Consider the following 25,158-nt stretch of genomic DNA (forward strand, 5'->3'; position numbering starts at 1 on the left):
ACCCAGCGAACGCCGAACGCCTGACCGGCCGCAATACCCCAACGTCACACCATCGAGCGATCACAAGCCGGACAGAAGGTCACGTTCCGCACTCTCAGTACCCCCGGTCGATCCACTCGTCGAGATGTGGGGCCTCGGCGCCGTGTGGCCAGGCGTGTGCAGCACGGTCAGTTCGAAATCGGCCACGCTGATTCGGCGCATGTCGGTGAGGTAGCCGTCGGGGTTCCGGTCCGGGTGGTGTGTTTCCACAGCAGCCGGTCGTCGAGGTGGATCAGGATCGGCGCACCCGGTGGAGTCGGCGAGTGCGGGAGCGGCGTCCATGTGGTCGTCGTGGCCATGGGTGCACCCGATCCCCCTGAGCCGCCGGTCGCCGACGGCAGCCCTGATGGCCTCGGCATCGTGGGCGGCGTCGATGACGATGACTGCTTCGTCGTCGCCCACGATCCACACGTTGTTGTCGACGTCCCAGGTGCCGCCGTCCAGACTGACGGTGGCGGAGGTGACCAGGTGCTCGATGCGGGCGGCCATCACAGCACGACCACGGAGCGCAGCACGTCGCCCTTGTGTGTCCGGGCAAAGGCGTCCTCGACGCCGTCCAGGGCGATCGTCTCGCTGACGAACGCGTCGAGGTCCAGGCGGCCCTGGAGGTACAGGTCGATCAGCATGGGGAAGTCCCGGGAGGGCAGGAGGTCGCCGTACCAGGACGACTTGAGCGTGCCGCCGCGGCCGAAGACGTCGAGCAGCGGCAGTTCGAGCTTCATATCGGGCGTGGGCCCGCCGACGAGGACCACCGGCCCGGCCAGGTTGCGGGCGTGGAATGCCTGTTGGTAGGTCTCGGGGCGGCCGACGGCCTCGATGACGACGTCGGCGCCGAAGCCGCCGGTCAGCTCCCGGATCGCCTCGACCGGGTCGGTCTCGCGCGAGTTGACCGTGTGAGTGGCGCCCAGGTCGCGGGCGGTCTGCAACTTGCGGTCGTCGACGTACACGGCGATGATCTTCGCCGCGCCGGCCAGGTGGGGGCGTCCTCACCTGACCATCCTCGGATTTCTTCCACATGCGTCAAGCCCACGGTTCATCCCGGTGGCGGGCCCGGCGCACGCCCTGGAAGGCTGTTGAAAAGTCCAGCGGTGGCGCCGCTCGTGCATCCGCTCGCCGCCCTGAAGGCCGTGCCCGGACAGCTCGCCCTTGCGTCTTGGGGCCTGTCCGTACCAGCCGCGACGCCGACGCTCCGGTCCGGCCGATTCGGCCTGCTGGGGTCGAGGTCGGCGGGCGGCTCGGGGCGTCGGCGTCGTCACGTGCGAGGACGGTCAGGCGGGCTTCTCTTCCTGGTTGGTGATGAAGTCGGCCGGCATCTCGGGGCTCCAGATGGCGGCCGGGCAGTCCCAGTCGTTCGGCTTCCAGTTCTCGGTGATGCAGTCCATGTCGCCGGAGTACTCGATCCAGCTGCCCCAGGGGTCCTGGATGTAGTGGAAGAGGTTCGAGCCGAGGGTGTGGCGGCCCAGGCCCCAGCCCTTCGTGTAGCCCGAGGCGGCCATGTTCTGCGCGCCCCTGGCGATCTGGTCGATGTCGGACACCATCCAGCTGGAGTGGTGCAGGCCGGGGTGCCCCCCCGGGACGAAGCCGAAGACGTGGTGGTCGCCGGGCCCCGAGTTCAGGAAAACGGGCCCGCCGTTGATGATGCGGTCCGACAGGCGCAGCCCGAGCGTGCGCGTGTAGAAGGCCTCGGAGGCGCTCACGTCGGAGCTGAAGATCAGCATATGGCCGAGACGCTGGGGGCTGGTCTTCTCGGTCGCGGTCAGCCAGCGGGCCTGGTCGATCCGGCGGACCCGGTCGCCGACGTTGGCGTCCTGCGCGTCCGTGGTCCCGAATGCGCGCCAGGGACGGATCCCCTCGTCACGGAGGTTGACCAGGTTTCCCTCGTGATCGCGGAACCACAGCCCGCCGGGCACCGCGGTCGGCGCCTCCAGCAGCTTCAGGCCCAGGCTCTCCAGGTGCCGCTGCCACTCGGGCAGGGAGTCCGGCTCCACCGCGAAGGCCACATGGTGAAACCGCTTGACCGGCCCCTCCATCAGCACCGTCTGGTCCTGGTCCCGGCCGTCGCAGCGGATCACCACCGCGTTGTCGCGCTCCGCCGTCTCCAGCCCGAACGCACTGTAGAAGCTCGCACCCGTATCCAGTGAAGGCACCTGGAGTCCGTAGTGCAGAAGACCTTCGACACGCAACATGTGCACTCCTCGTTCCGGGCCCGCGTCCCCACGGGCACCAATAAGTGTGTACACCTTTATGGGTGTAACGTCCAGCCATCCAGGGGACACGTTTCGACCCGGAACCGCAGATCGTGCCCGTCGCCACCGGACGTCGCGGGCTCCCCGCCCAGGGGCCGAGCCCCCGATCGCCTGGTGCGCTGCAGGGGTGAGATGTCCGTCGATGAGTCGCACGGCCCGGTGGGGCCCCAGTCGTGACCGCGGCGGAGGGGTCATGGTGCTCCTGGCGGCGCTGTGCGGGCTCGTTCCGGTGTTCGGCCCTGTTTCACCCGAGCGCAGCGCTCCCTGTCCTGCGCGTGCGAGGCGATCGTACGCCGGGTGGTGGGCGTGCGTCGGGCTGTCGGGAGCTGGCGTGAGGGGTGGTGGGCCTCGTGTCGGGGGGTGGAGTCCCACCCTGTTCGGCGCGGTCCGGTCGTGCGCGTCCAACGAACCGTCCGTAGTCGGCCATGCACTCCTGTCGCCCTCGCCGGATCGATGATCCCAGCCTCTCATCGCCGCCGACAGTTCTTCGGCGGCCTACCCTTCCCATCATAATGTGTATGCACTAGCGTCCTGCTGCCACGTATAGAGCCGCCTGTCGGAGGAATGCATGACACCGCCTGAATGGTCCTTGGTGCAGTACCGGGTCGACGACTCGGAGGAAGTCGCCGTCGGTGTGTACATCGACGGCATCGTGGTTCAGGGGCCCCCCGGGACCGGAGGCCTCACGCTGATGGAGGTGCTGGGCCGATGGGAGTCGCTTGTGCCGCTGTTCCGTGACTGGGCGCCGGCAGCGTCGGACGCCGTTGCCGGCGCCCGGCTCGCTCCGCCGTTGACGTATCCGGGCAAGGTGATCTGCGCGGGCGCCAACTACTGGGACCACATCGCCGAGATGGGCTGCGAACGCCCCGATGAGCTGGGTGACCCGTTCTTCTTCCTCAAGCCCCCGACGACGTCCGTGACCGGACCGGGGGACCCGGTGCCGCTGCCTGCCTACCCGGGTGCACGCGTCGACTGGGAGGCCGAACTGGCCGTCGTCATCGGTCGTGGCGGCCGTAACCTCGCGCCTGAGCAGGCCATGGACCATGTGGCCGGCTACCTGGCGGCGAACGACATCTCGGCCCGGGACCGGATCAAGGCCTCCAAGCCGGTCGCCGAGCCGTTCACCTTCGACTGGGTCAGCCACAAGGGACAGGACGGTTTCTGTCCGCTCGGCCCCGGACTGGTGCCCGCCTGGCAGATCACCGACCCGCAGAACCTGAAGATCCAGCTCAGCATCAACGGTGTGCTGAAGCAGGACTCCTCCACCGCGCAGATGATGGTGAAGATCCCCGAGGTGATCGCGGCGGCCAGCCGCATCACCCGACTGGAACCCGGGGACGTCATCCTCACTGGCACACCGGCCGGCTGCGGAGTACCGCGCGGGGAGTTCCTGGCTGCCGGGGATGAAATAGTGATTGAGATCGAGCGAATCGGTCGCCTGCAGAACACGGTGGTGGAGTCATGAGCAACACTTCGACCCTTTCTGAGCTCGGCTGGTCGGAAGCGCTGCCCGTTCCCGCAACCATGCAGGCCATGCTGTTCCGCAGGTTCGGACCGCCCGACGTCCTGGAGCAGGCCACGGTGGACACACCGCGCCCCGGCCCCGGACAGGTCCTCGTTCAGGTCGCCGCGGTCGGTATCGGCCGGTTGCTCGACCTCACGGCACGCGCGGGCAACCACCCCTACGCCAAGATCGAGCTGCCCCACATCCTGGGCGCGGACCACGCCGGCACCGTCGCCGCACTGGGGGAGGGCGTGGACTCCGCACGGGTCGGCGACCGTGTGGCCGTCCTGCCCGGTGTCGCCTGCGGCACCTGTGCTTACTGCGCCGACGGCCGCGAGGAAGTCTGTGACGCTCTGACCGTGATAGGCACCCACCGCCCTGGCGCATACGCGCAGTACTGTGTGGTGCCGGCGGCCAACGTCCACACGGTTCCGGACGGGATTCCCGCCGCGATGGCCGCCTCGCTCGCGCTCCTCGGCGCGGTCGCCGCCAACCAGATGGCCCAGGCAGGACTCCGCCCCGGACACTGGGTACTCGTCCAGGGCGCGTCTTCCGCACTCGGCTCCACCACGGCGGCCTACGCCCAGCATCTGGGCGCGAAGATCATCTCGACTTCCCGCTCGGCGGAGAAGCGCGCAGCCATGGCCGCGGCGGGAGCCGACCTCGTGCTCGACACCAACGCGCCGGACTTCGTGGAGCGTGTACGCGCGGCGACCGGCGGTCGCGGTGTCGACATCGCCGTCGACAACCTCGGTGACCCTGCCGTCTGGGACGCCACCATCGATTCCCTGGCCCGCGGTGGCGCTGTGGTCACCTCCGGCGCCTTCCTCGGCGGCAAGGTGGGGATCGATCTGCGGCGTGTGTACTCCGACTGCTACCGCATCATCGGCGTACGCACGGGCAACCCGGCTGCGGTAAAGGAGCTGTGGACGCAGGTGCAGAACGGATTCCGGGCCGTCGTCGACCGCGCGTTCCCGATCGCCCGCGCCGCCGACGCCCACCGCTACATGGAGGATGACAACAGCCTCGGGCGGGTGGCACTCACCCTGGGACAGGGCGACTGGGAGGCCTGAGGACACAGTTTCTGCGGATACCGGAGGTTGGTAGTCTGGAGGCGACGCAGAACCGTCGCCTCCAAGGACAGCTCTTCGGATGTGGCCCTCGTACGTCGCCGGATCCGCATACTCTTCCCCATGCCTCGCGACGTCACTCTGCCAGGATGAAGGCCAGGGGAACACCCACCACCACGTCGTGTCCGGCGTCACGAAGACCCGCCGCTGGTGATGCCGAGTGCGTGGGGCTAGCACTCCGGGGCGACGTCGGCCGGCACGCTCAACGTGGTGCGCGCGAGATGCCGGTGGTTACCTGGGCCGGTTCTGCTCCTGGGGCGTAGTCGACCGGGCCGGCAACCGGCTGACAGTCGGTGCCCTGGCCCGGTCGAGTGGATCCCTCGTAGCGATGACGCTTCGGAACGCCGTTACGGCGGGCCACAGGGTCTCCTCCTGTGCCGACGCGCATCAAGCCTTGAGGAGCGCCGGGGACATGAGGCAATCTGCGGGCACCGCACCGCACTGCCATCGGGAACGAGCAGCGTGGTGGAGTCGGCCCTTCGGGGACCTGGAACAGCCGCGCTACGCATACTGAGGTTCCCCCGGTGTGGGGAGGTGCTGATCAGCTGGTCAGGGAGGGTTGACGGGGTTTCAGGTTCGTTCGTTCGGCCGTTGCCTGGTCGGCGTAGTGCTTCTCCTCGAACTCGATCGGGCTGAGGTAGCCGAGCCGTTTCTGGATGCGCCGGGAGTTGTAGAAGCCGTCGATGTACTCGAACAGCGCGAGATTCGCCTCGGCCCGGGTGGCGAAGACGCGGCCGCGGATGCACTCCGTCTTGGTGATCATCCACAGGTTCTCCGCGAGGGCGTTGTCGTAACTGTCTCCGACCGAGCCCATGGACGCCTGAACTCCCGCGCGCAGCAGACGGGTTGTGAGCTTGATCGACGTATATTGGGCGAGTTCAACCAGTCGTTGCAACACCGGGTTGTTGCAGCGAGCGTAGCTGCTCTTCGAAGACCTCGGCGGGTGTCCGCCAGCCGAGGGTCTTGCGGGGCCGGTTGTTGATCGCCATGGCGACGGCTTCGAGGTCCGTGGACGACCACCGGGACAGATCGGTGCCCTTCGGGAAGTACTGACGCAGCAGCCCGTTCGTGTTCTCGTTCGTCGGTCGTTGCCAGGGGGAGTGGGGATCGGCGAAGAACACCTTCGTCCCGGTATCGATGGCGAACTGGGCGTGGCCGGAGAGTTCCTTTCCGCGGTCCCAGGTGAGGGTTTTGCGTAGTTGCTCGGGCAGCTGCGTCATCGACGTCGTGAGCGCCGCGTTCATCGCGATCGCGCCATAGCCCCCGAGTGAGGTGCCGTTCTTCACGGGCGGATTCTCGCCCCAGCCCTCGAGCCGGGGTAGGTGCACCAGGAGCGTGGAGCGGCTGCTGCGCTCGACCAGCGTGCCGATCGCGGAGCGACCCGCCCCGATGATCAAGTCGCCTTCCCAGTGTCCGGGGACCGCGCGGTCTGCGGCCTCGGCGGGGCGTTCGCTGAGGATGACGTCCGCGGTGACATGCCCCTGCGGTTTGTTCTGTGACCGTGCATGGGGAGTCCGCAGCGCCCGGCCGGTGCGCAGGCACGTGACCAGTTCCCGCTTGAGCGCGCCACGGCCCGCGATGAACAGCGCCTGGTAGATCGCTTCGTGGCTGATGCGCATGGACTCATCATCGGGGAAGTCGGCATGGAGACGGTGCGAGATCTGCTCCGGGCTCCATGCCGTCGCCCATCGTCTGTCCTGCCGGTGCGGCTTGTTCAGCCCTTTCCATGCGGGCGTCCTGGGTCCGGGGACGATCGTGTTGTCGGGGCGGCGGACGCTGCCGGCGAGCCGGTCCTGCACGTACTCACGCAACCTGTCGTTGCCTGTGAGCTTCGCGGTCTTCGGGCGCTTGGCGGCCTGCTGTGCTTTCCACTGGGCGACCGTCGCGCGGTACTCCTGCTTGCCGCTGCGCGTGGCGGCGTTGCGGCGCAGTTCGCGAGAGATCGTTCCGGGGTCACGCCCCAGGGCGCGGGCGATCTCGCGCACGCCCTTGTTCATCGCCCTGAGGATCGCGATCTCCTCGCGCTCCTCGAACGCGAGGTACCGGCCCGTAGGCTCGGCCAACGAGATCGGAGGCATGCCGCCAGCGTGACGAAACCACCTCGCACCCACCGGCCACGACACGCCGACCGCCAACGACGCCTCCACCGTTGTGACCCCTGTGGCGATCAGCCGCCAGAACTGGCGCTGCACGACTCGAGACGGATCAGGCCGCCCCGGCGAACGCATCGCCGGCCGCAATGCACGATCAGCGCGCCACTGCCGACGCCGACCCTCCGGAACATCGCTGGTCTTCAAACTCCAGTCCGCCGTGGCCACGTCGCACACCTCCGAGATCAAAGTGTTGCGACGACCAGTTGAATCCACCTTGACAGCCGTGGTCCGCGTGATGAATGAGCTGTCCGGGCTCGACCTCGCGGGAAGCGAGGGCGTACTCGAGCGTGGACAGCACCAGGTCGGCGTCCGCGCGGGCGGAGGTCTCCCAGGCCACCACCCGCCGGGAGAACGCGTCCCGGATCGCGGACAGCCACAGCGGGCCCTCGCCGGTCGCGATCATCGTCAGGTCGGTGACCCACAGCCGGTTCGGCGCACTCGCGGTGAAGTCGCGCTGGACCAGGTCCGGGGCCAGGGTGGCCTTGGGGTCCCGGATTGTGAAGCCCTTGCGCCGCGGGCTGATCCCGGCGATGTCGGCCTCGCGCATCAGGCGCTCGACCCGTTTGCGGCCCACGTGGACGCCCTCGCGCTTGAGCACGGCGTGCACGCGCGGCGAGCCGTAGATCCCACCCGAATAGGCGTGGATCTCCTTGATCTGCCCGGTGAGTTCCGCGTCCCGGCGGACGCGTTCGCACGGCTCGCGCTCGGCACGACGCCAGCGGTAGTACGTCGAGGAGGCGATGGAGAGTTCCCGCAGGATGCACTCGACCCCCAGGTGCGGGTGCTCGTCAACGAGCGCTGTCACCTGGGCCGGGTCGGGTCGAGCTGCGCCGCGAAAAAAGCCGAGGCCGTCCGCAGAACCTCGTTCGCCCGCTTGAGCTGGACGTTCTCCTTGCGCAGCGCGGCGAGCTCCGCCCGCTCGTCGGTGGTCAATCGGTCATCGCGCTCGCCGGCATCCGCCTCGGCCTGGCGGATCCAGCCGCGCAGGGCCTCCGGATGCACGCCGAGATCGACAGCGAGCTTCTTGATCTGCGGCTTCGGGTCGGAGACGCGATACATCCGTACCGCACGCTCACGCAACTCCAGCGAGTATTTCCTGGGGGCAGCCATGGTCGATGTTCCTCTCATGAGTCCCATCTGACCCTCTGTCACCACACTCCGCATCTCGGGGGAACCTCATACACCGGCACGACGTTCCGGATCCCGGTGAGTTCACCGACGTGCTGGGCCCTCCGTGCCCTGCGGCAAGCCCCGCAGGAGACGCGTCACCAGCCTGGGCGGACACGGCATCAGGCCTGACCGTTACCCACGATCCCCAACGCAGTGCGCGTGGCGGCGGGTTCATACTCCGGGGCGATGTCGGCCAGCACGTTCAAAGCCGTGCGTGCGAGGTGACGGGCGATCACACGTGCCGCTTCGTCCGGGTCACTCAGACGCAGGGCCTCCAGCAGCGCTTCGTGCTCTGTGTGCGCCCGGCCCCATGAGCTCGGTTCGCCCAGCTGGGCCAGCCGGATGTAGCGCTCGCTGTGTTCGCCAAGCGACGCGAGCATGCGCCGCAGATGCGGCCCCACCGCCTTGGTCGCGATGAAATGGAACTCCTTGTGCGCGGCGTGCCACTCGTCCAGCTGGTCTTTGCCCGCCACTTCCTGCATGCGCTTCAGTGCTTCGCGCATGCGCTCGAGGTCCCCAGTCGCGTGTGACTTGGCCGTCATACTGACGGCGAGCGTTTCGAGCATGATGCGGGCCCCGTAGACACCGTCCAGGTCCTCGGGGTCCGCTGCCCGCACCCTGGCTCGCTGGTCGGGCTGTGCGTCGATCAGCCCTTCCTCCTGGAGCAGCCGGAACGCCTCACGCATCGGTGTGCGGCTGACACCCAGCTTTCGGGCCATCTCGGCCTGGAGCAGCGCCGACCCCGGAGGCAGCTCACCGCTGAGGATCATGTCCCGCAGCCGTCCGTGCACGTCGAGAGCCAGTCGGCGTCCGCCCGAGGCCTGCCCGGGTGTTCCGTTCGGCGGCTCGGATAGGACCTGCGCTCCTCCTCCGTTCTCCGCCGACCGTTGTTCTTCGGGGATGCTCCTCCTGCTCATGCCAGGAGTGTAGCCAATGTGTATGCAGTCCGGTACCGAAAGGCGGTAAGGGGCGGGCCAACCCTGCTGGAATCACCCGTCACGGCCGGGTTGCGACAGGGGCGGCACTGTATCCACTCACCTGTGCACTCCGCGAGGGCATGGCAGAGCCCGGACGTCCACCTGTACAGGGGCAACCGCCTGTACAAGCGGATCGGCCCGGACCGATCGACTGCCGGCCTGTGTCAGCCCTCCTGGCGGGGACCGATCAGGGACTGGAGCGGGCAGGGCGGCTGCCAGGCCGGAGTGAAGCGGCGGCGCAGGTCGGCTACCGCCTCCATCCCGCGCAGGGTCACATCGGGTGAGGTGGACAGGCCGGCGGGCCCGAGGAGTCCGGGGACCGCGGCTCGGGCGGCGGCCGTCGGCAGACCGTGCCGTACCAGAGCCGCTTCTATGCCCTGCGCCCCGGAGGTCAGCAGTTCCGCAGTGCTCATGCGGCAGACCTCGAGGTAGACGCGGGTATGCCAGGTGTCGGCGGTTTCGCGCGGAGTGACCACCACGTTGGTGATGAGGTCGGGTGCGACCTTGAGGTGGCCGCCGATACGCGGGTACCCCTTCTCGGTGGCGAGGACGTCGAAGGGCGGATGGAGTGTGGTCCCGTCCACGGCGCCTGTCGGCAGGGCCTGAAACCTCTGCAGGGTTCCGCCGACCGGGACGAGCTGGCTGTCGGTGACTGGCGAGTCGGCGACATCGGCGAGTACGGCACGCAGCACGAACGCGAAGGCGCTTTGCGCGTTGTCGACGGCCCACCGGTCCGTCGGCAACGGTGAGCCGGGGCGCCCGTGAACGGCGAGTTCGCCGATGCCCTCGGCCCGGACGGCTACCGGATCCCGCTTCAGGATCCCACGCAGCAGATGGTCCGGAGAGCTGTGCATGATGTCGAAGTCCCCGTCGTTCCAGCCGGCCATCTGCTGGTCGGATGAGACGACCTGGACAAGGTTCACCTCCAGTCCGGCCTGCTGGAAGTAGCCGGAGTCGAGGGCGTGGAACAGATGGACGCCGCCGGCGCCGGGGAAGATACCCACGGTCAGCTGTCGCACGGGCTGGCAGGGCACACGGAGCGCATCCAGCGCAGGGAGCATGGCTGCACCGGCCACCGCGCCGTCGACGCTTCGGCGATCGACGGAATTTTCCGAAGCTTGCATGGGGACCATTCCTTTGGATCACAGGGCAAGAGAAAGACTGAAGTTCGCCTCCGTGCGGTGCGCTGGGGCGTGCCGGAGGTCCTGCACCACATCGGTGCGGCACCGCCGCACCGTTCTTCGAGCCGCCCGCCCATCGTCGTCACGGTCGGCACGTCGGTGATGCGGGTCAGTGAGGATCGCCCGGAGCGCTTGAGCCGGCCAGCCATTTCGCGCCTTCGTCGTACAGGCGCTGCACGACCTCGCCCGTCAGGCCCGGCAGCCCGGTCTTCACTGTGAAGCCGGCCTTGGTCTGCAGGTAGCCGAGGTGGCGGTAGCCGACGGGGAAACGGCTCAGCAGTTCCGGGTCAAGGTGGAGCGTCCCGGACGGATCGACAAGGTCGAGACGGTCCTTCTCGTAGATCGGTTGCCGGCGCACGATCTTCCACGCGCCTTCGTGGCGCGCGCAGAAGTCGTAGAAGCGTCCCGTGCAGACGACGTCGACGTCGACCCCGTCGACCTCGGCTCGCTGGTTGATGGTCATCTTGGTCTGGGCGATGGCGCGGTCGCCGACGACGTCGGCGGTGTGTCCGCCCAGGAAGTGCAGGATGCTGACGCCGTTGTCGAAGCCCTCCCGGCTGACGGCGATGAAGTCCGTCGCCGAACCCTGGAACCATGTGGCTGTCATCCAGCCGTCGAGGGGGTGCCACACGGTGGCGAACCGCTCCCAGTCACCGGCGTCGCGCCAGAGTGCCCAGTTCTCGACGAGCTCGCGGAGTTCGTGCTTGGCTGTGTCGATCTTCGGCATCGAAGACCTCCGTTCTGCGTGAGATGGCTGTGGTGGATGCTGGCCGGAAGCGCGGGAGCCCGGCGCCGACGCCACACGGGGCGACAGCGCCGGCCTCCCGGCTCATCGGGCCAGCTCTTCGAGAGCGCTGCTACGGGTCTCGATGCCCGTGCCGACCAGCACTGTCGAGCCCAGCACGGCGACGAGCAGGAACATCAGCAGGCTGGTACAACTCCGCGCCAGGGCCGCACCGATCGACAACAGACCGAAGGCGGCAAGCGAGACGGCGAACACCTTGCGGCCTCCCAGCTTCTCGGTCAACGCGTCCGCGACGAGGGCACCGACGAGCTGACCGACGCAACCCGTACTGACGATCAGGCCCGATTCGGCGAGGTCGACGTGGAGGTAGTGGGTGATGACGGTGAGTGCAACGGCGATGGAGATGGCGCCGAACGCGTCGAAGAAGCCGCCGATGGGCAGGAGGACCGCCGGACGACCGTGGAAGGAGTTCGGCGGGTGCGATCCAGGCGGGCGGCGATGAGACTCGTGTCCCAGGTGCACGTGGGAACGCCATTGGTGCCCGGAGACCGTGTGGACGTTGTGTCAGCCATGGACTCTCCTCACCGAGAGTGCAGCCCGGACAGTCGTCGTCAGGGCGAGAGAAAATGGTGTCAACCGCGACACATCAACGGCCAGGAACGGTAATCGCTCTTTGGTAATCAGTCGAATGACTGTTGTCCATGCGATATATAGATCTGGTGAATAACACTCCGCGGCCGGCGAGCGCCGTGACTGGCCTGCATCGCGTCGACCTCAATCTGCTCCCGTTGCTTGCCGCCCTCCTCGAGCACCGCAGTGTCACTCGTGCCGCCCAGGTGGTCGGGCTGACACAGCCGGCCATGAGCAACGCCCTGGGCCGCCTGCGGCGCACGCTGGGCGACGAACTCCTCGTCCGGGTCGGCAGGGAGTACGTACTCACCGCGCGTGCCAGCGCACTGATCGGCCCGGTCAACCTGATCCTGGAGACCGCGACCAACCAGGTACTCATGCCTCCGACGTTCGATCCGGCGACATCCGACCGCACCTTCCGTATCGCTGCGGCCAGTGCCGCCGCCTTGACCGTCCTTCCCGCCCTCAGTGCCACGCTCGCCGCATCGGCACCGGGCGTTCGCCTGCATGTGGAAACGTTTGAGCACTCGATGGTGGTGACCCTCGGCGAGTCGACCGCGGACGTGGTGCTGTTGCCGGACGTCGTGCCGACCACGCTGCCCAGGGAGCGGCTCTACCAGGAGGAGTGGGTCGTGGTCGCCGACGCGGACAACGACCGCATCGGCGCGACACTGACCGTCGACGACCTCGCCCGGTTGCCTCACGTGGTGTTCGAGTGGGAAGGAGGGCGAGTCGGCGCACAGCAGCTCCTCGCCGAGTTGATCCCCGATCTCGTCGTGCAGATCGTTGTCTTCGAGTTCCTGATGATCCCGTCGGTGGTGCGCGGCACTCCCATGGTCGCGCTGCTGCAGCGTCGGCTTGCTCAGCAGGTGGCGGCTCAGAACGGGCTGCGGGTGATGGAGCCGCCGATTCCCCTGCCCACGCTCGGGATCGATCTGGTGTGGAACCCACGTACCGCCGGCGACCCTGGGCGGGCATGGTTGCGCAGGCAGCTCATGAACGCTGTTTCATGAACATTGTGAATGTCATGTATTTCCATCATTCATTGGACGCATGTTCGCTCGCTGACTAGCGTCGTCAGTGACCCAAGAGGCGCCGCTGCCTCCGGGAGAAAGGGCACCGGCCGATGGTGGCGCAACCGATGACCGGCCCGAGTCGCGTGGCGAGCATGGTCCTCACCGCTCTCGTCGACTCCGGCGCAGGCACGCTCTTCGCGCCGCAGGCCCGCGCTCTCACCGGCCTTGACGACCGGTCTTTCGAGGCGGCCGTCGCCGAACTCGACGACCGTGGGCAGATCGTGGTCGAACGTCACCACGCTCCCGACCCCCACCTGCAAGGTGACTGGCGGTCCCTCTCGCTCCTCCGCCCGGGTCTTGCCCGGGCGGAGGCGGCCGCGGCCGGCCGTGCCTGTTTCGACCGCTGGGTCCGGGAGTTCCTCCAGCAGCACCGCTGCACCTGATCACCACCCGAGCCGGCCGCACACGCCGGCGTACGTTCACGGAAGGCCGAGGCCCCTTGGCACACCGCGTCGCCATCGACATCGGTGGCACATTCACCGACGTCGTGTCCTATGACCACGAGAGCCGTGAGATCACGTTCGGCAAGACCTTGAGCACGCCCGACGACCTGGTCCAGGGCATCCTCTCCGGAGTATCGCTGTCCGGCACCGGCATCGACCAGACCGGGATGCTCATCCACGGCAGCACCGTGGTCATCAACGCACTCATCGAACGGCACGGCGCCCGGACCGCCTTGGTCACCACCGAGGGCTTCCGTGACGTCTACGAGATCGGGCGGATCAACCGCCCGGACGCCTTCAACCTGTCGTTCCGCAAGCATCGGCCCCTGGTGCCCCGCGAGCTCGTGTGGGAGGTGCCCGAGCGGATCACCGCGCGCGGTGCGGTACGTGCCCCGCTCGACGAATCTGCGGCCCGCGCCGTGGCCCGGGAAGTGCGCGAGTCGGGCGTGGAGGCGGTGGCCGTGGCCTTCCTGCACTCCTATCGCGAGCCGGCTCACGAGCAGCGTATGGCGGAGATCCTCCGCGAGGAGTGCCCGGATGTCTACGTGAGCATCTCCCATGACATCTCCCGGGAGTACCGCGAGTTCGAGCGGACCTCCACCGTGGCGGCGAACGCGTTCGTCGGCCCGCGAGCGAGCCATTACCTCAGCCGCCTCGACGAGGCCCTGCGGCGCCCGGACGGGAGCGCGCCGGTGCTGACGATCATGCAGTCCAACGGTGGGCTCTGCGACGTGGGCACCGCCCGCCGGCAGCCAATCCAGATGATGGAGTCGGGCCCGGCGGGCGGCGTGGTGGGCACCATCGATGTGTGCCGCACCCTGGGCTACGACAAGGCGATCGCCTTCGACATGGGCGGCACCACGGCGAAGGCCTCGGTGATCCGGAACCTGACGTTTCCCCAGGCCAGCGACTACTTCGTCGGCGGCTACGGAGAGGGCCTGCCCATTCGTGTCCCCGTACTCGACATCGTCGAGGTCGGGACTGGTGGAGGGAGCGTCGCCTGGCTCGACGAGGCGGGCGGGATCCACGTCGGGCCGCGCAGCGCCGGTGCCGCACCCGGCCCTGCCTGCTACGGCCGGGGCGGAATCCAGCCCACCGTGACCGACGCGTCCGTCGTGCTCGGCTACCTGCCGGCGCAGGGGCAGCTCGCCGGTGGGCTCCAGCTGGACGGAGCGGCGGCGCACGAAGCCGTCGCAGCGGTGGCGACCACGCTCGGGCTGGACACGATCGAGGCAGCGACCGGGATCCTCGCGATCGCCGCGGCGAGCATGGCCAACGCCGTCCGCGCGGTGACCACCGAGCGAGGCCTGGACCCGCGTGACTTCGCGCTGTTCGCCTACGGGGGCAACGGTCCGCTGCACATTTCGCTCATCGCCCGCGAGCTCTGCACCAGCCGCGTGGTGATCCCGCCCTACCCGGCGCTCTTCTCCGCCCTCGGCATGCTCACGGCCGACCTGCGCCACGATGTCGTGTCCACCGACATCCGTCGGCTGGACAGGCTCGACGAGGGCCACCTCGAGTCGGAGGCGCGGCAGCTCGAGCGGACCTGCCACACCGCGCTCCTCGACGGCGGAGTCGAGTTCCGGGAGGTCTCCTTCGTACGCGCCGCCGACATGCGCTATGCCGGCCAGGAGCACGCCGTGACGGTCACGCTCCCGCCCCTCACCGGAGAAGGCGGGATCGCCGCACTGAAGGCCCGGTTCGACGACGAGCACCGCGAGCGGTTCGGGCACAGCGCACCCGACGAGCCCGCCGAGATCGTCAGCCTGCGCGTGTCCGCGGTCGGCGCGCTTCCTCGCCCCGAGCTGGCGAAGATCGCGACCGGGTCCGCCGAACCGGAGGAGTCGGCCCGCATCGGCGAGCGCGACCTGGTCTTTCCCGGCCACGGCCCGGTGCGCACCCCTGTCTTCCGGCGCTCTGGCCTGCTGGCCGGCAACCAGCTCACCGGCCCGGCGGTCATCGAGGAAAGCACCGCCACCACCCTGCTCCGCCCAGGCGACCTTGCCGAGGTCGACGGGTACGGCAACCTGCTGCTCACGATCGGAGGAGGGCAGTGACCCCCGACCCGAACGCCCCTGACACCGTCGCCGGCGCGGCCTCGCAGGTGGACCCGATCACCGCTGAGATCATCCGTGGCGCCCTGGTGTCCATCACTGACGAGATGAAGACCAATCTCATGCGGACGGCCTACAACCTCATCATCTACGAGGCCCAGGACTTCACGGTGGGCCTGTTCGACGCCACGGGCGAGACCATCTCCATCGGGCTCGGGCTGCCGATGTTCGTGGGCGGGTTGTCCGACGCCGTCAAGGCGAAGCTCGAGTTCTACGGGCCAGGCGGCATCGAGCCCGGCGACATCATCCTCACCAACGACCCCGACATCATGGGCAGTCACCTCAACCACATGATCTTCACCATGCCGATCTTCGTGGACGGGGTGCTGGTCGCCTTCGCCTCGTCGATGGCGCACTGGATCGACGTGGGCGGGGTGCTGAGTGCCACCACCACCGACATCTACTCCGAGGGCATACAGGTGCCCATTGTCAAGATCTTCAAGCGGGGCGAGCAGAACGACGAACTCACCCGGCTGATCGCCGGCAACGTCCGCTTCTCTGATCTGGCAATGGGTGACTTCCGCGCGCAGGTGGCCGCCATCCGCACCGGTGAGAGCCGGATGGTGGCACTGTGCCGGCGGTACGGGACCGAGGCCGTGCTGGCCAGCATCCGGGAGATGTACGACCGCAGCGAGAGCCTCGCCCGCCAGGCGGTGGCCGCCATCCCGGACGGCACCTACACGGCCGAGGCGTGCATGGACGACGACGGTGTCGACATCGCCCGCCCGGTACCGATCAAGGTCTCCGTCGTGGTGTCCGGTGACCGGATGACCATCGACCTGAGCGAGGTCGGCCCTCAGGTCGCGGGCTACTTCAACTCCGGCATCACGGCGGGCCGTTCGGCCGCGCAGGTTGCCTTCAAGTGCCTCACCTCGCCCGGGCTGTTCCCGATCAACGCGGGGTCCTTCCGGCCGGTGATCGTCGAGCTGCCTCCGGGCCGCGTGATCAGTGCCAGCAAGCCGGCGGCCATGCGCTGGTGGATGACGTACCCGATGACTGTCGTCGACTGTGTCTTCCGCGCACTGGCGGACGTGATTCCCGGCGGCGGCATCGCCGGGCACCACGCCGACCTCGCGGTCACCAACCTCTACGGCGTTGACCACCGCACGGGTTCGTTCTACATGCTGTTCGGCGGCCCGCAGGGCGGCGGTTGGGGCGCAACCCCCGACAAGGACGGCGAGTCCGCCACGATCTGCGTCAACGACGGCGATACCCACAACACACCGGTCGAGGCGGTCGAGGCGAAGTACCCGGGCCAGATCATAGAGCGCTACAGTCTGCGCCCCGACTCCGGCGGCCCGGGCCGCCGGCGCGGCGGCCTGGGCACCGTGGTCGTCTTCCGTACCTTCACCCCCGGCCGGCTCAACTCGTTCCTCGAGCGGTCCCGCCAGGCCCCCTGGGGCCTCGCCGGGGGCCGCGACGCCGCACCGAACGGCATCACCGTCCAGCGCCACGACGGGACGATCGAGACCTTCCCCAATGCCAAGCTCGACGGCTTCGCTCTCGGCGAGGGCGACGCCTACACCGTGAGCACCGGCGGTGGCGGCGGCCACGGCGACCCGCTCGACCGCCCCGTCGACGAGGTCCTCGCCGACGTGCGCGCAGGCTACGTCGGCATCGACAGCGCAAAGCACGACTACGGCGTCGTCGTCCGCTCCGGTACCCGGCCCCGCGAGTACGTCGTCGACGGGGAGTCGACGGACCGGGAACGGTCCCGGATGCGCGTCGCCGGCGCCGGGCGACCCGAGAACCGCGTCGTCCGGCCGCCGGCGCACTGACCCGCAAGCAGTCCGCGCTGTTCTCGGTTTCCGACTGCAGCACGTCAACAACAGGAGGAGTAGAACCGTCATGTTCCCGCTGAATGCCTGGTATGCCGCGGCATGGGATACCGATCTGGGGCACAGTCTGTTGCCGCGTACCATCTGCGAGCGTCCGCTCGTCTTCTATCGAACCGGCTCCGGGGAGCCGGTCGCGCTCGCCGACGCCTGCTGGCACCGTCTCGTGCCGTTGTCGATGGGCGAGCTGCACGGTGACGACGTCGTCTGCGGCTATCACGGTCTCGCCTACGGACCCAACGGCCGCTGCACCCGGATGCCCGCGCAGGAGACCCTCAACCCGTCCGCCGCGGTCGCTTCCTACCCGGTCGTGGAGCGGCACAGGTTCGTCTGGGTCTGGCTGGGCGACCCCGCGGCGGCCGACCCCGATCTCGTACCCGACCTGCACTGGAACGACGATCCGCAGTGGGCCGGGGACGGTGAGAGCATCACCCTCGACTGCGACTACAGGCTGGTCCTCGACAACCTCATGGACCTCACTCATGAGCAGTTCCTCCACGCCGACAGCCTCGCGAGCGACGAGCTCTCCGAAGCCGAACCCGACGTGGCCCACGACGACCACTCGGTCACGCTCACCCGGTGGATGCGGGGAATCGAGGCGCCACCGTTCCTCGGCATGCAGATGCGCCGGAAGAACCCCGGCTACGACGGTCCCGTAGACCGGTGGCAGGTCATCCGCTACACCGCTCCCTCGACGATCACCATCGATGTCGGTGTCGCGCCGACCGGAACCGGTGCGCCGGAAGGCGACCGGAGCGCCGGCGTCAACGGCTACGTGCTCAACACAGTGACACCAGCTGCGGCCGGCACCTGCCACTACTTCTGGGCTTTCACCCGCAACTACCACCTCCACGACCAGAGCCTGACCACTTGGCTCCGCAGCAACGTGTCACGGGTCTTCGGCCAGGACACCGAGATGCTCAACGCGCAACAGCGGGCGATCGAGGCCAACCCGGGACACGAGTTCTACAACCTCAACATCGACATCGGCGGGATGTGGGTGCGCCGGATCCTGGACGCACAGGTCGCACGGGAGCAGGGACGGCACCGCACACCCCCGAGCCGCCTGGCCGCCGTCGCGGCTACGACGAGGGAGACGGCATGACGACCACCGCCGACACCTCGAAGCCGTTCCCCGGTTCAGGCCCGCATGGCTGCACGGCCGACACCGCGGTCGTGGTGGGACGTACCGAACTCGTGCCGGACATAGTCGAACTGGTGCTGCGCCCGTCCAGGCCGGTTCCGTCGGTCCCTCCGGGCAGTCATATCGACATCACCGTCCCCTTGCCGGGCGGGTCCGAGCCGCGCTCGTACTCGCTGGTCGACCACGGCCACGACGACGGCCTGCTCCGCATCGCCGTACGCCTCCAACAGGACGGCCGCGGAGGATCGCGGTGGATGCACGACCTGCGCCCCGGCTCGGAGATCACCTTCGTCGGCCCGATCGACGAGTTCCCGCTCAGCCCGGGGCGCCTGCCGAGCGTGCTCCTCGCGGGCGGCATCGGTGTCACACCCATCGTCGGGCTCGCCCGTGCCCTCCAGACGAGAGGCGCCGACTACCAGCTCGTCTACGCAGGCCGGTCACGCGACCACATGGCCTTCGTCGAGGACCTCGAGCGAGAACATTCCGGGAGGATCCGGGTCGTCGAGGACAGGCAGGGCGACCTCGTCGAGCCCGACGAGGTCGTCGCGTCCGTCCCCCACGGGGGCGTGCTGTACGTCTGCGGCCCGATGGGGCTGCTGACGGCCGTACGAGCAGCCTGGCAGCGCGCCGCCAGGCCACCCGGCGGGCTGCGCTTCGAGACGTTCGGCACGAGCGGAGCCCTCCCCGCGGTACCGTTCCGCGTGGAGGTTCCCGCACGCGGACTGAGCTTCGACGTACCCGTCGGCACGAGCCTCCTGGACGCCCTCGAGAGCGTCGGGGTGGAGATGATGTACGACTGTCGCCGAGGCGAGTGCGGCCTGTGCAGGGTCTCGATACTCGACGTGGCCGGCAAGGTCGATCACCGTGACGTGTTCCTCTCGGAACGTCAGCGCGCGGAGAGCCGGGCGATGTGCGCCTGCGTCTCCCGTGTCGCGGGAGCCTCCGTCACCATCGACTGCTGAACGACGCGAACCCAGCCGCAGCCTTCGGTCACGCTCCCGGCAAGGCTGGCAGCGTCGCGGGAGCGCTTGTGTACCCAGGTTCCCCGGCGGTATGCGGGAGCGGGAGGTCCTGCTCCGCCCAGATGCATTTGCCGTCGTGGAGATAGCGGGCGCCCCAGCGCCGGGAAAGGGCGGCGACGAGTTGCAGGCCGCGTCCGCCTTCGTCGGTGTAACTGGCGTGGCGGATGCGGGGGGTTGTGAGACTGCCGTCGTAGACCTCGCAAGTCAGGGACCGGCTGCGCAGCAGGCGCAGGCGGATGGGGCCCTTGGCGTGGCGGACGACGTTGCCGACCAGCTCGCTCACCAGTAGCTCGGTGGTAAGCACGAGATCGCCGAGCCCCCAAGCGTCGAGCTGCTCGCGGATGTACGCCCGGGCCTGTCCGGCTGCCCGGGGATCGTCCGGGAGGCTGCAGGAGGCGACGTCACGGGCGGCGGTGAACCGGGTGTGGACGATGAGCAGGCCGGCGTCGTCATTGGTCTGTTCGTGGTCGGGTAGCAGAGCTGACACGACCATGTCGCACAACTCCTCCAGCCGTCGGACGTCGTCGTCCTCGTCGGCGGCCTCGAAGCAGGCGGCGTCGGCCGTGGCCTGGGAGAGCATCTTCCGCAGTTGGGCCAGACCCTCGTCGGCGTCCCGGTGGACGGATTCGACCAGCCCGTCGGTGCACAGGACGACAAGGCTTTCGTCGGGCAGGTGCAGCTGGTGCGTTTCGAAGGGCAGCTTGGCGGCGCCCAGCGGCGGGTCCGGAGCCACGTCCGGGCTGTGGACGGTGCCATCGGGGTGGACGACGACCGGCGGGGGGTGACCGGCCAGGGAGTACGAGCATGTGCGTGCGACGGGATCGAAGACGGCATACAGGCACGTGGCGTAGAAATCCTCGCCGAGGTCGGAGACCAGGTCATTGAGACGGCTGAACAACTCGTCGGGGGACATCTCCAGGTCGGCGAGGGTACGTACGGCCGTGCGCAGTCGGCCCATCGTGGCCGCCTCGGTGATGCCGTGCCCCATGACGTCGCCGATCACCATGGCGACCCGGTCGGCGGACAGCGGAATCAGGTCGTACCAGTCGCCGCCCACCTCCTCGCCCCTGCCCGCAGGCAGGTACCGGGCGGCAGCACGGGCGGCGGGCAGGCGGGGCAGCGTCCTGGGCAGCAAGCCACGCTGGAGTTCCTGGGCCCGGGCATGCTCCACGTCGTACAGGCGGGCACGCTCCAGCGACTGACCGACCAGACCACCCAGAGCCGTCAGCAAGGTGCGCTCCTCGTCGCCGAAGGAACGCGGCTCACCGAAGGACACCACACACAAGCCGATAACCCGTCCCGAAGCCATCATGGGCAAGAACGCCCACGCCTCCTTCGGGGACGCATCGTTCAGACGCCTCAGCGTCGGATAGCGCCCGGCGATCTCCGCTCTCGATTCGATGAACAGAGGAGTACGAGTGCGCACCGCGTCCTGAATCGGGACATGGGCGCCGAGCGGAATGCCGTCGACAAGGCTGAGGTACTGCTGCGGATATCCTGCAGCGCCGACGACTTTCAGGCGGTCCCCTTCCAACAACTGGAATATCAGGCCGTCGGCGCCAAAGGGGGCGAGGACGAACTCGGCGACGGCCCGCACGACGTCACGGGCGGTGACGGCCTCGGCGAGTGCGGCGGTCAGCTCACCCATGCGTACGGATCGCTTGGCCTCCGTCACCGGGCCGGGTCCGAGCGAAGTGCCGGGCTCACTGCCCAGGCGCGCACCGGCCCACCCCGCCAACGCGCGCAGCAGGAACCGCTGGGCTTCATCCGGCTCACCGGGCCCTGCCATGAGCACGGACAGCACACCGACCGGCCCATCGGCGCCGGGCAGGGGTACTGCCGCCGTGCCGGCCGCGCCGATGCCCAGACTGTCCCCGGCAACGTTGACGAACGCACCACGCCGTATGGCGTGCGCCGGCGCCGCGTCCTGCTGGTCGGGCAGATCCGCCCACGCCTCCGCGCTCTCACGGGCGAGGCCACTGGCCGCGACCAGGCGCAGCCGACCGGCGGCACCGTCGTGCCGGTGCACCAGAGCGCCCAGGCCGCTCAGGCATGTCGTCGCTTGGCGGAGGACGAGGTTCAGTGTCTCCGGGCCTCGCTCCCCGACCCCCCAGACGTCTTCGTCCGGGGCCGCGAGGAAGCCGGACCGGAGATGCTCGCGCTGCTCTTGCTCTGCACCGCTCACGACCTCAGCCTTCTCAGCCGTCACCGCGCCTCCCGTCCACCCACAGGCGGTAGAAGCGGCCGGGCCTCCACCACTGGAAAACTGGACGAATAGCGCATATCAGAACATCAAGCGCAAGGCTACCATCACCACTCGGTAAGTCATTTCTCGCTGTGCCCGTCTTCCCGCCGCGATCGTCGCGACGGACTCTGGGTGAGCCGTTTCGTCGGGTCATCGTCTCCCAGTGCACGCCTTCCATCATCGTCCGTGAGCGTGGCGGCCGTTTTGTGGTGTCGGATCGGAAACTGTTTCACCGAGCGCCTGGACACAACTCGCAAGGTGTACACACTTAGTATGTGGTGCGGTTCGTGAGGGATGCGGATCCACCGGAACCATGAGGAGTGCACTTGTTGTGTGTCGAAGGTCTGTCGCATGACCGCCTCCATGTGCCCTCCAAGAAGACAAACCCGCCTGACCGGTCGGGCTTCGTCCGTGCGGCCGCATCCAGTTCCAGAAAAGCCGACAACAACCCAACGAAGCGGTGAAGAACCCGTGCCCACCGACTATGCGTGCCAGTACGCGGCGGAATCCGCCGCAGAACACCTGGGCCTCCTCCGTGCCTTCCTGGGGCCCGGTCATCCGCTTGGAGGAGGGTCGGGAGGTTCCGACGATTGGTCGATGGGTGCATCGGCCCTGCTCGTCATTCTCACCGGCCTTCAAGCCGATACTCCTGGTGAGTTGACACAGTGGCACGCCCGTATCGGCGACCGGATCGGTGAAGCCCTCGGCCTGCGTGTCGCCGGGGCCGATGGCCTCTGGCCGGAACAGCGGCCGTATGGATGGGAGGCTCTGGCCCATGTACAGCACAAAGCACGAGAACTACTCACCGACTTGGCGCAGCCCGGGCGCCTGGGCCGGCCGGGCGAGTTCTCGAGACAGCTGGAACTCGTGGAGGACGCGTTCGCCGGGGCCTTGCGGCGGATGGCTGTCCCGGAGGAGGCATCAGTGCGATGTGCCGCGGCGCTCACGGAGGCAGCAGGTTCACTGTTCGGCCTGCGCCCGTCCCCGCCGCCCCGCTCTGCCACGCCCCAGCCGGCCGGCACCCCGGTCACCGAGCCTCCGCTCCAGCCCGACTGGAGGCGAGCGTTCCCGCTCTAGCGCCGCATCAAGCAACGTTCGCCCTGCCGGGCGGTCTGAGACGTTGGGCTACGACGAGGAAGTCATTCCCATTCTTCGCGTCGAGGTCGCCCGTGGCGGGGTGCGGTTGTTCTTGTCGGAGCACAAGGGCGACGCCCGCCCCGACATGTCGGTCTACCTCAGCATTCGTGATGTCGAGACCATCGCTTCCGAGTTCGGTGTGCAGGCGAAGGATGCTCCGTGGGCGCGTGAGATCGAGCTGCGCGACCTTGACGGCAACCGGCTGCGGATCGGCACGCCGACGGAATGACGGCCGTCGGCGGGGCGCGGCAGGGAAGCTGTGCTGGTAGCTGAGCGAGTACGCGTCCGCGAGATCGATGGCGACGAGGGGGGAAGCGCCTGCTGCGGATTATCCGCCGGGGCAGCGGGTCGGTGGTGACCTGGCGGCGGGCCCAGATGGTGCTGCTGTCCGAGCAGGGCATGCCAGTGGCGAAGATTGCCGAGGTGACAGGGGCGGAAGGCCGGGAACGTTCACGCTGCCCGTGCGGCGCGAGATCAAGAAGATTGCCAAGTTCAAGCCGGCCGAGCATGGCCTGCCGTTCTCGATCAGGAGCCTGGCCAAGCCGGCCGACTTCCTGGTCGCCGAAGGTGTGGTCGACGACATCAGCCACGAGGGCATTCAGGTCCTGCTCCGCGAGGAGGGCGTCTCATTTCAAGGCATAAACTCCGGGTGAGTCCGCAGTGTCGGACGCCCCCATCCTGGCCCGCCGATGCAGATGGGCAACGTTTTCCAAACAGGGAATCCAACGTTCAACCGAATGGTTGAACGCCCCTTGCAAGGCTCGGTGTGGAGACCTCACTCCGGCAGTCGTGCCGTGGTTTTGTCGCGGCGAGAGGGTGACCTTGGCCGACGGCCGGCCACGATCGGTGATCCGCTCCAGGAGGAGGCGTACGGCGTTCCTGCCCATCTCGCGGCCAGCCTGGTCCACGCTGGTCAGGGAGATCGGGCGCCGAACGCGGCGAACGTGGAGTTGTCGTAGCCCGCCACCGGGAGGTCGCCGGGAACGGACGCCCGGCCTCGGCGACCGCTTCGAGCACGCCCATGGCGACGATGTCCGCTCCGGCGAAGACGGCCGTGGGACGGGTGGGGGCGGTACAGGGCAGCAGCTCCTGCGTGCCCCGATAGCCGCCTTCCTGGGTGTAGCTGGTGGAGACCACGTCGATCCGCTCCGCCGGCCCGTGCGCCCGCATGGCCATCCGATAACCTTTGGCGCGGCGGGCGTTGGGCATCTCCATGAGGCGGGTCGGGTCGGTCTCGTGATGCTCGATGTGGGCGATTCGGCGGTGTCCGAAGCCGACGAGGTGGGCGACGACCAGGGCTGCGCCCTCGATGTCGTCGTCGGCCACCGTGTCGTACACCGGAGAGGAGCCGTGCCGCCCGATGACGACGGTCGGCACCGCGGTTCCGACACGGTCCAGGTGCGCGCGACGACACCGGCGCGACCAGGATGATGCCGTCCATACCGCGGTCGACCATGGCCTCGGTGACGCGGGCCTTCTCCTTCTCCCCGTTGCAGCCCATCCCCAGGAGCACCTGGTACTCGGTGTCCGCCAGCGAGGATCTCGGGGAAGTACGGGTTGCGGATGTCGGGCAGCATCACGCCGATGGTGTACCTCTGCCCGCGCAGAGCCCTCGCTCCTGCGTGTGGGCGGTAGCCCAGCTCGTTGATCGAGCGGCGAACCTTCGTCTGCATTTCCGAACTGGCCCGCAAGCATTGCGCAGCACCTTGGACGCAGCGGTCGTCGGGACCCCTGAATGCTTCGCGACGTTACGAGGCGGTTGTGCCCGACAACAGCGAGGCCACCCTGCGGATTCCGGCCGTCTCGGCGGATGCCGTGCGTGAGGGACGTACCCCGCTCGCGCGGGTCGACGGGGTACGTCTCCTCGCCTGGTCGGACGGCGTGGCCTCGCACAGGCTGCCGTCCGGCCGGTTCCGTCTGGCTGCCCGGCTGGGCTGATCAGCGGGATTCGCGGACGACGGCGACTCCTCCCGGTGGGACGGTGACGCTGTCGGTGATCGGTGTGGTGGTGAGGAGTTCGACGCCTGCGGCGGGCGCTTCGGCGCCCTTGCCGGTGTGGTCGATGAGGAACAGGTAGTCGGCTTCGGCGCCGCGGCGCCGGACGACTTCGATGCCGGCGGGTGCCTCGTGCTCCGGTGTGACGTCGGCCTCCTGGCGTATGCGGTGGAGTAGGGCGGAGAGAGTGTTCTGGTCGGGGTGGGTGCCCAGGTACCAGGTGGTGCCGTTGCCGTGCCGGTGGCGGGTGACGGCGGGGTGGCCCGCCAAGGGGCCCTCGGCGTAGGCGGCGATGGCTTGCGCGCCGGTGAGCCGTATGCGTTCCGACCACAGGTCGGCGGTGGCGGCCGGAGGCACGTCGCCGGTCAGGCC

General features: G+C 68.5%; 23 protein-coding genes and 2 pseudogenes. 11 read left to right on the plus strand and 14 right to left on the minus strand.

Features of this window, described 5'->3' with window-relative positions:
* Positions 1–60: 60 nt before the first annotated feature.
* From ABT057_RS47205 to ABT057_RS47215, 3 genes and pseudogenes are all read right to left on the minus strand, one after another.
* The gene (locus ABT057_RS47205) at positions 61–528 is read right to left on the minus strand and encodes an MBL fold metallo-hydrolase (RefSeq protein WP_352351253.1); all 468 of its coding nucleotides are present in this window, start codon (positions 526–528) and stop codon (positions 61–63) included.
* Positions 528–1,013, minus strand: a pseudogene (locus ABT057_RS47210) (zinc-binding dehydrogenase); the annotation flags it as partial. The gene ABT057_RS47205 and the pseudogene ABT057_RS47210, both read right to left, overlap by 1 nt.
* A gap of 294 nt (positions 1,014–1,307) precedes the next feature.
* Positions 1,308–2,225, minus strand: a complete 918-nt coding sequence (locus ABT057_RS47215) for a VOC family protein (RefSeq protein ID WP_352351255.1) — start codon at positions 2,223–2,225, stop codon at positions 1,308–1,310.
* Between the two features lie 628 nt (positions 2,226–2,853).
* Here ABT057_RS47215 and ABT057_RS47220 point away from each other — a divergent pair.
* Both ABT057_RS47220 and ABT057_RS47225 read left to right on the plus strand, forming a co-directional pair.
* Positions 2,854–3,750, plus strand: coding sequence for a fumarylacetoacetate hydrolase family protein (locus ABT057_RS47220; protein ID WP_352351257.1), 897 nt, complete (start codon positions 2,854–2,856; stop codon positions 3,748–3,750).
* Positions 3,747–4,862 carry an alcohol dehydrogenase catalytic domain-containing protein gene (locus ABT057_RS47225; RefSeq protein WP_352351259.1) on the plus strand — a complete coding sequence of 372 codons (1,116 nt, stop codon included), beginning with the start codon at positions 3,747–3,749 and terminating at the stop codon, positions 4,860–4,862. Before ABT057_RS47220 ends, ABT057_RS47225 begins: the two co-directional genes overlap by 4 nt.
* 598 nt (positions 4,863–5,460) lie before the next feature.
* On the opposite strand, the gene ABT057_RS47230 is transcribed toward ABT057_RS47225, so the two are convergent.
* From ABT057_RS47230 to ABT057_RS47265, 8 genes are all read right to left on the minus strand, one after another.
* Complete coding sequence (locus ABT057_RS47230) at positions 5,461–5,814, minus strand: IS3 family transposase (protein WP_352351261.1); 354 nt, start codon at positions 5,812–5,814, stop codon at positions 5,461–5,463.
* Positions 5,798–7,216 carry an IS30 family transposase gene (locus tag ABT057_RS47235; RefSeq protein ID WP_502974089.1) on the minus strand — a complete coding sequence of 473 codons (1,419 nt, stop codon included), beginning with the start codon at positions 7,214–7,216 and terminating at the stop codon, positions 5,798–5,800. Before ABT057_RS47235 ends, ABT057_RS47230 begins: the two co-directional genes overlap by 17 nt.
* The gene (locus ABT057_RS47240; protein ID WP_352351263.1) at positions 7,167–7,877 is read right to left on the minus strand and encodes an IS3 family transposase; all 711 of its coding nucleotides are present in this window, start codon (positions 7,875–7,877) and stop codon (positions 7,167–7,169) included. Before ABT057_RS47240 ends, ABT057_RS47235 begins: the two co-directional genes overlap by 50 nt.
* Positions 7,874–8,182 carry a transposase gene (locus ABT057_RS47245; protein WP_307679727.1) on the minus strand — a complete coding sequence of 103 codons (309 nt, stop codon included), beginning with the start codon at positions 8,180–8,182 and terminating at the stop codon, positions 7,874–7,876. Before ABT057_RS47245 ends, ABT057_RS47240 begins: the two co-directional genes overlap by 4 nt.
* A 179-nt stretch (positions 8,183–8,361) precedes the next feature.
* Positions 8,362–9,159, minus strand: coding sequence for a GntR family transcriptional regulator (locus ABT057_RS47250; protein WP_352351266.1), 798 nt, complete (start codon positions 9,157–9,159; stop codon positions 8,362–8,364).
* Between the two features lie 224 nt (positions 9,160–9,383).
* Positions 9,384–10,238 carry an ABC transporter substrate-binding protein gene (locus tag ABT057_RS47255; protein WP_352351268.1) on the minus strand — a complete coding sequence of 285 codons (855 nt, stop codon included), beginning with the start codon at positions 10,236–10,238 and terminating at the stop codon, positions 9,384–9,386.
* Positions 10,239–10,509: 271 nt separating this feature from the next.
* Positions 10,510–11,127: a nuclear transport factor 2 family protein gene (locus ABT057_RS47260; RefSeq protein WP_352351270.1), complete on the minus strand. Its 618-nt coding sequence runs from the start codon at positions 11,125–11,127 to the stop codon at positions 10,510–10,512.
* 102 nt (positions 11,128–11,229) lie between these two features.
* A complete protein-coding gene (locus ABT057_RS47265) occupies positions 11,230–11,667 on the minus strand; it encodes an MFS transporter (protein WP_352351272.1) in 438 nt (145 codons plus the stop codon).
* A gap of 197 nt (positions 11,668–11,864) precedes the next feature.
* Between ABT057_RS47265 and ABT057_RS47270 the strand changes: the two genes are divergently transcribed.
* The 6 genes from ABT057_RS47270 to ABT057_RS47295 all read left to right on the plus strand — a co-directional run bounded on the left by ABT057_RS47270 (position 11,865) and on the right by ABT057_RS47295 (position 19,349).
* On the plus strand, positions 11,865–12,788 hold the full coding sequence (locus tag ABT057_RS47270) for a LysR family transcriptional regulator (RefSeq protein ID WP_352351274.1): 924 nt from the start codon (positions 11,865–11,867) through the stop codon (positions 12,786–12,788).
* 128 nt (positions 12,789–12,916) lie between these two features.
* Complete coding sequence (locus ABT057_RS47275; RefSeq protein WP_352351276.1) at positions 12,917–13,234, plus strand: hypothetical protein; 318 nt, start codon at positions 12,917–12,919, stop codon at positions 13,232–13,234.
* A gap of 56 nt (positions 13,235–13,290) precedes the next feature.
* Positions 13,291–15,351: a hydantoinase/oxoprolinase family protein gene (locus ABT057_RS47280; RefSeq protein ID WP_352351278.1), complete on the plus strand. Its 2,061-nt coding sequence runs from the start codon at positions 13,291–13,293 to the stop codon at positions 15,349–15,351.
* A complete protein-coding gene (locus tag ABT057_RS47285; protein ID WP_352351280.1) occupies positions 15,348–17,186 on the plus strand; it encodes a hydantoinase B/oxoprolinase family protein in 1,839 nt (612 codons plus the stop codon). Before ABT057_RS47280 ends, ABT057_RS47285 begins: the two co-directional genes overlap by 4 nt.
* 70 nt (positions 17,187–17,256) lie before the next feature.
* A complete protein-coding gene (locus ABT057_RS47290) occupies positions 17,257–18,348 on the plus strand; it encodes an aromatic ring-hydroxylating dioxygenase subunit alpha (protein WP_352351282.1) in 1,092 nt (363 codons plus the stop codon).
* The gene (locus ABT057_RS47295; protein ID WP_352351284.1) at positions 18,345–19,349 is read left to right on the plus strand and encodes a PDR/VanB family oxidoreductase; all 1,005 of its coding nucleotides are present in this window, start codon (positions 18,345–18,347) and stop codon (positions 19,347–19,349) included. Before ABT057_RS47290 ends, ABT057_RS47295 begins: the two co-directional genes overlap by 4 nt.
* A gap of 28 nt (positions 19,350–19,377) precedes the next feature.
* Here the strand turns inward: ABT057_RS47295 and ABT057_RS47300 are convergent, their stop codons facing one another.
* Entirely contained in the window at positions 19,378–21,594 is a 2,217-nt protein-coding gene (locus ABT057_RS47300) for a SpoIIE family protein phosphatase (RefSeq protein WP_352351286.1), read from the minus strand.
* A 1,180-nt stretch (positions 21,595–22,774) separates the two neighbouring features.
* Between ABT057_RS47300 and ABT057_RS47305 the strand changes: the two genes are divergently transcribed.
* The gene (locus ABT057_RS47305; protein ID WP_502974088.1) at positions 22,775–23,020 is read left to right on the plus strand and encodes a glyoxalase superfamily protein; all 246 of its coding nucleotides are present in this window, start codon (positions 22,775–22,777) and stop codon (positions 23,018–23,020) included.
* 30 nt (positions 23,021–23,050) lie between these two features.
* Positions 23,051–23,438, plus strand: a pseudogene (locus ABT057_RS47310) (IS630 family transposase); the annotation flags it as partial.
* Between the two features lie 82 nt (positions 23,439–23,520).
* Here ABT057_RS47310 and ABT057_RS47315 read toward each other — a convergent pair.
* Positions 23,521–24,168, minus strand: a complete 648-nt coding sequence (locus ABT057_RS47315) for a substrate-binding domain-containing protein (RefSeq protein ID WP_352351288.1) — start codon at positions 24,166–24,168, stop codon at positions 23,521–23,523.
* 384 nt (positions 24,169–24,552) lie between these two features.
* Here ABT057_RS47315 and ABT057_RS47320 point away from each other — a divergent pair, with 384 nt between their 5' ends.
* Positions 24,553–24,729, plus strand: a complete 177-nt coding sequence (locus ABT057_RS47320; protein ID WP_352351290.1) for a hypothetical protein — start codon at positions 24,553–24,555, stop codon at positions 24,727–24,729.
* On the opposite strand, the gene ABT057_RS47325 is transcribed toward ABT057_RS47320, so the two are convergent.
* On the minus strand, positions 24,730–25,158 hold a 429-nt coding region (locus ABT057_RS47325; protein ID WP_352351292.1), incomplete at its 5' end, for a beta-galactosidase trimerization domain-containing protein. It lies immediately after the preceding gene.

The sequence above is a fragment of the Streptomyces sp. NPDC002588 genome (assembly GCF_040295925.1).
Lineage (GTDB): Bacteria > Actinomycetota > Actinomycetes > Streptomycetales > Streptomycetaceae > Streptomyces.

Excerpts from the sequence above, each read along its gene's own strand:
- ABT057_RS47215 (WP_352351255.1), bottom strand. The coding sequence starts at position 2,225 with ATGTTGCGTGTCGAAGGTCTTCTGCACTACGGACTCCAGGTGCCTTCA.
- ABT057_RS47290 (WP_352351282.1), top strand. The coding sequence starts at position 17,257 with ATGTTCCCGCTGAATGCCTGGTATGCCGCGGCATGGGATACCGATCTG.
- ABT057_RS47220 (WP_352351257.1), top strand. The coding sequence starts at position 2,854 with ATGACACCGCCTGAATGGTCCTTGGTGCAGTACCGGGTCGACGACTCG.
- ABT057_RS47260 (WP_352351270.1), bottom strand. The coding sequence starts at position 11,127 with ATGCCGAAGATCGACACAGCCAAGCACGAACTCCGCGAGCTCGTCGAG.
- ABT057_RS47205 (WP_352351253.1), bottom strand. The coding sequence starts at position 528 with ATGGCCGCCCGCATCGAGCACCTGGTCACCTCCGCCACCGTCAGTCTG.
- ABT057_RS47250 (WP_352351266.1), bottom strand. The coding sequence starts at position 9,159 with ATGAGCAGGAGGAGCATCCCCGAAGAACAACGGTCGGCGGAGAACGGA.
- ABT057_RS47245 (WP_307679727.1), bottom strand. The coding sequence starts at position 8,182 with ATGGCTGCCCCCAGGAAATACTCGCTGGAGTTGCGTGAGCGTGCGGTA.
- ABT057_RS47225 (WP_352351259.1), top strand. The coding sequence starts at position 3,747 with ATGAGCAACACTTCGACCCTTTCTGAGCTCGGCTGGTCGGAAGCGCTG.
- ABT057_RS47275 (WP_352351276.1), top strand. The coding sequence starts at position 12,917 with ATGACCGGCCCGAGTCGCGTGGCGAGCATGGTCCTCACCGCTCTCGTC.
- ABT057_RS47295 (WP_352351284.1), top strand. The coding sequence starts at position 18,345 with ATGACGACCACCGCCGACACCTCGAAGCCGTTCCCCGGTTCAGGCCCG.